The 4775-nt window shown below is 76.3% G+C and carries 3 protein-coding genes and 1 pseudogene; 2 read left to right on the top strand and 2 right to left on the bottom strand.

Translation table 11 applies throughout. The features are described from left to right. Positions 1-139: 139 nt before the first annotated feature. Positions 140-3313 (top strand): BREX system ATP-binding domain-containing protein, encoded by a 3174-nt coding sequence (locus K7B10_RS40850; protein ID WP_267501417.1) that lies wholly within the window; start codon positions 140-142, stop codon positions 3311-3313. A gap of 15 nt (positions 3314-3328) precedes the next feature. Here the strand turns inward: K7B10_RS40850 and K7B10_RS17960 are convergent, their stop codons facing one another. Then, the gene (locus K7B10_RS17960; protein ID WP_229337063.1) at positions 3329-3724 is read right to left on the bottom strand and encodes a VOC family protein; all 396 of its coding nucleotides are present in this window, start codon (positions 3722-3724) and stop codon (positions 3329-3331) included. 71 nt (positions 3725-3795) lie between these two features. Here K7B10_RS17960 and K7B10_RS17955 point away from each other — a divergent pair, with 71 nt between their 5' ends. Continuing rightward, a complete protein-coding gene (locus K7B10_RS17955; protein ID WP_229337061.1) occupies positions 3796-4239 on the top strand; it encodes a MarR family winged helix-turn-helix transcriptional regulator in 444 nt (147 codons plus the stop codon). A gap of 8 nt (positions 4240-4247) precedes the next feature. On the opposite strand, the pseudogene K7B10_RS17950 reads toward K7B10_RS17955, so the two are convergent. Then, positions 4248-4775 (bottom strand): annotated as a pseudogene (locus tag K7B10_RS17950) (2-oxoacid:ferredoxin oxidoreductase subunit beta); the annotation flags it as partial.

Raw genomic sequence — 4775 nt, 5'->3', positions numbered from 1 at the left:
CACGGCGAGAACACCACCGTGATCTTCGACGAGCGCGGGGTGCGGGGGCGGGGAGGGCGGGGGCGGGGGGACCCCGGGCGGGGGGCGGGGGGCCCCAGGCGCGGGGGTGCCCCAGGCGCGGACGTACTGACGTACGGGGATGCGGGGGCCCGGTCCGGTCCGCGGGGCACGCCCTGGAGATGGGGGCCACCCCGCAGGGCCCGGGGTCTTTTTGCTCCGTCTGCGCTCGACCACCCCTGTAGGCGCGGCTTCGACCCTGGCCGGGGTGAGGGGTGGAGTTTCGATGACGGGGGCACGTGTGACGCTGGTGGGCAGGGAAGCGGTGATCGGAGCGCTGGACACGGCGCTCGCGGAGTGCGCCGAGGGCGGCGCGCGGATCGTGCTGGCCGAGGGCGCCACGGGCTGCGGCAAGAGCGCGCTCGCGGACGCCGCCGCCGAACGGGCGCGCCGGGCCGGGGCGTCGGTCCTGACCGCGGTCGCCTCCCCCGAGGAGCGCCACGTGGCCCTGGGCGTGGTGCGTCAACTGGCCCACGGCGAGGAGGGTTTCGCCCTGCCCCTGCCGGCCGTGCCCGCCGCTGACGGGGCGGGCGCGCCGCCCGCGCGGGTGGAGGCCATGCAGGCCTTCTGCGCGCGGCTGCGGGAACGCAGCGCCGAGCGGCCCGTCGTGCTCGTCGTCGACGACATCCAGCACGCCGACGGCGCGTCCCTCCAGTACCTCCAGTACCTGGCCCGGCACGCCCGTACGGCGGCCGTCCTGACCGTGCTGACCGGCACCGCGCACGCCGAGGACCTCGACCCGGTCTTCACCACCGAGCTGATGCGCCAGCCGCACTTCACGCGCCTGCGCCTGGACCGCCTCACCCCCACCGAGGTGGCCACGGCGCTCACCGCCCTCCGCCCGGCAGAGGGAGTCCGGCCGTCCGGACCCCTCGTGCCGACCGACGCGCTCGCGCGGACCGGCGCCCCCGGACCGGACGCCCGGCTCGCGCCGACCGACGGGCCCCCTCCGGCAGGCGGCCTCGTGCCGAACGGCGAACTCACGCCGCCCGTCGAGCTCGCCCCGAACGACGAACTCACCCCGAGCAGCGGGCTCGCCCCGAACGCCGGGCTCACACCGCACGGCACACCCGCCCCGAACGGCGAGCCCGGGCCGAACGGCGAGCTCGGGCCGAATGGCAAGCTCGGGCCGAATGGCGAGCCCGGGCCGAACGGCGAGCTCGGGCCGCACACGGGGCTCGCGGCGGCCGACGGGCTCACGCGCGGGGGCGGGCCCCTGTCCGTCGGCGAGCTGCACCGCATCAGCGGGGGCAACCCGCTGCTGCTGCGCGCCCTCGTCGAGGAGACCGGGGCCGGGGCCGGGCAGGACCCCGCGCCCGCGGTGGGCGGCCCGTACGCCCAGGCCGTCGCCACCTGCCTGCACCGCACCGGGCCCACCGCCCTCGCGGCGGCCCGTACGGCGGCCGTACTCGGTGAACGGGCCACCCCGGAACGGGTCGTACGCCTCCTCGGCGGACCCGCGGCGGCCACCCGTCGGGCCCTGGCCGCCCTCGAAGCCGCGGGCCTCGTGGAAGCAGCGGCCGGCCCCGACGGCGCCGGCCGGCCCGACGGCCTCCGCTTCCGGCATCCCGTCGCGCTGGCCGCCGTACTGGAGGACACCGCCCCCGCGACCCGTGCCGATCTGCACCGCCGGGCCGCCCGGCTGCTGCGCGAGGACGGCGCGCCCGCCGCCACCGTCGCCGAGCACCTGCTGGCCGCGGCCGCCGAGCACGCCGCCCCCGCCCCCACCCCCGCCGCCGGCGACCCCGCCGACGTCGAGGTGCTCCGCGAGGCCGCCGAGGAACTGCTCGTCCAGGGCGACGCCCGCCTCGCCACGCGCCTCCTCGAACTCGCCCTCCGGGCAGGCGCCGACGCGCACACCTCCCACGGGATCCGGCTGCGCCTGGCGCAGGTCGCGTCCCGCTTCGACCCGGCGGCGGCCGAACGCCGACTCACCGCCCTGCTCGAAGCCCACCGCTCCGGGACCCCGCACACCGAACACACCCGGCTGCTCGTCTCACTGCTGTACGCGCAGGGGCGGATCGGCGAGGCCGCGGGACTGGACGCCTCCGGAGCCATCACCGGAGGCGGCTGCGGGGCCGCGTTCGACACCGAGCTCGACACGCCCGGGGCCGTCAGTGAACGGTTGTTGCGGGGGACCCGGCTGGCCGATGCCACCGTCACTCCGCTCGCCCAGGCCGTACGGTCGCTGACCGCCTCCGATCAGCCGGACCGCGCCGTCTCCTGGAGCCGCAAGCTGCTGGAGGAGGCCGAGCGGGCCGGGGCACCCGGCTGGGTCTCGCTCTTCGGCACCCTCCACGCCGAGGCCCTGCTCCGCCTCGGCGACCTCACCGGGGCCCACGCCCACGCCACCGCCGCCCTCCAGGCCCTCCCCGACCGGACGGGCAGCGCCTTCCACTGCGCCCCGACGGCCGTGCTGATCCGGGCCTGCAGTGCCATGGGCCGGTTCACCGAGGCCTCCCGGCTGGCGGACCGCCAGCTGCCACCGCGACTGCCGGCCAGCCTGCACGGGCCGGCGTACCTGCGCGCCCGCGGCCTGCACCGCCTCGCCGTCAACCAGCCCCACGCCGCACTCGCCGACTTCCTCGAAACCGGCCGCATCCTGGCCGACTGGCGCATCGACCGCCCCGCCCACCTCCCCTGGCGCACCGACGCCGCCGAGGCCCTGCTGCACCTCGGCGAGGCCCGGCAGGCGGAGCAGCTCGTCCTCGACCAGCTCGCCCACCCCGACGCGCGACGCCCCTGGGTACGCGGTGTCTCCCTGCGCCTGCGCGCCCTCACCGGCGAACCCCGCCGCCGCACCGCCCTGCTGGGCCAGGCCGTCGAGGAACTGCACCGCTCGGGCGACCGCGTCGAGGCGGCCCGCGCGATGGCGGACCTCGGCCGCGCACTCCAGTCCGAGGGCTCCTCCAAGGGCAACACCATGGTCCGCAACGCCTGGAACCTCGCCAAGGACAGCGAGGCCGTCGCCCTGTGCCGGGAGATCCTCCCGGACGCTCCCCTGACCCCGCCCGTACGCGACCGGGCGCAGGCGGGCGGCCGAACGGCGGCCGGCGGGGCCAGGCTGAGCGGTTCGGAGCAGCGGGTGGCGACGCTGGCGGCGCAGGGGCTGACCAACCGGGAGATCTCCGCGAAGCTCTTCCTGACGGTGAGCACCGTCGAGCAGCACCTGACCCGCGTCTACCGCAAGCTCCGGATCAGCTCGCGCGGGGACCTCCCGATGGACCTGACGCCCGTCGGCCGGACGGCCGTCTGATCCACGGGACAGCCTCTAGTAGGACTGGAGTTCCCACAGGTTGCCCTCGGGGTCGCGGACGTGCGCGCTGCGCAGGGTCGGGCCCCATGCGGGGCGGTCGGCCGGGGCACCCGCCCCGGTGGCGCCCAGGTTCAGGCAGGCGGCGTACGCGGCGTCCACGTCGGGCACGCGGCTGACCAGCACGGTGCGGTCGCCGGGTACCGGGTCGCTGAGCGAGGGCACCGTGGCGGCCATCGCCGTCCGGTCGAACAGCGCGAGCACGCCCTGGCCGTCCACGTCCCAGGAGGCGTACGGGCCTTCGGCGCCGCCGCGCGTGCGGGTCGCACCGATCAGGTCGGGCAGCAGGGAGTCGTAGAAGCGGAAGCTCTCGCCGAAGCGGGCGACGAGCAACCGGGTGTGCAGGGCGTCCATGCCGAGCCTCCGATGTGACGGCCAATTCAGTAGGTCAACACCAATGATGGGTTGGACCCTACAATATGGCCATGCTCGCACCCTCGACGCCCCGACTGACCGCGCTCACCCCCTATTTGCTCTCCACGGTGGGCAAGGAGGCCCGCACCCTCGTCGGCGACCGGCTCGCCGCGCGCGGCCTGCGGCTGTGGGACATGGCCGTGCTCGCCGCCCTGGCCGATCACGGTCCGCAGCCGCAGCGCGATCTCGCCCGGCGGCTCGACCTGCACCCGAGCGATGTGGTCAAGGTCCTGGACGGCCTCGCCCGGCTCGGATACGTGGGCCGGGAGCGGGACACGGCCGACCGGCGGCGCGTCCTGGCGAGCATCAGCGAGCCGGGGCGGGGGATCCTGCGGGAGCTGACCGCGCAGACCGCGGCCGTGGGCGACCACCTGCTGGCCCCGCTCGACGCGGCCGAACGGGCCACCCTGCACGCGCTCCTGCTCCGCGTGCACGCAGCGGCCGCCCGGCCGTAGGGGCTCGGTCAGGCGACGACCGTCCACGTGTCGCTGCCGGCCATGACGCCGGCCAGGTCGCCCTCGCCCTTGCCGTCGACGGCCGCCTGGAGCTGCTCGGCCATCAGCGTGTCGTAGACGGGGCGTTCGACGTCGCGGAAGACCCCGATGGGGGTCCGGTGGAGGGTGTCCGCGTCGGCGAGGCGCGAGAGCGCGAAGGCCGTGGTCGGGGACTTGGCGTGGGCGTCGTGGACGAGGATCGCCGACTCGTTCTCCGGCGTCACGTCCACCACGTCCAGGTCTCCGGTGGCCGGGTTCCGCACCACGCCCTTGTGGCCGTCGGCGCCGAAGCGGATCGGCTGCCCGTGCTCCAGCCGGATCACCGCCTCCTGGGCGGTCTGCTTGTCCTTCAGGACCTCGAAGGCGCCGTCGTTGAAGATGCTGCAGTTCTGGTAGATCTCCACCAGCGCCGTGCCCTGGTGGTCGGCGGCCGCGCGGAGCACCTCGGTGAGGTGCTTGCGGTCGGAGTCGACGGTCCGGGCCACGAAGGTGGCCTC

It is taken from the genome of Streptomyces flavotricini (genome assembly GCF_020639365.1).
In the GTDB taxonomy this organism is placed as follows: Bacteria; Actinomycetota; Actinomycetes; order Streptomycetales; family Streptomycetaceae; genus Streptomyces; species Streptomyces flavotricini.
Note: the sequence above shows the minus strand (reverse complement) of the source record. Positions and strands in the feature narration are given on the sequence as shown.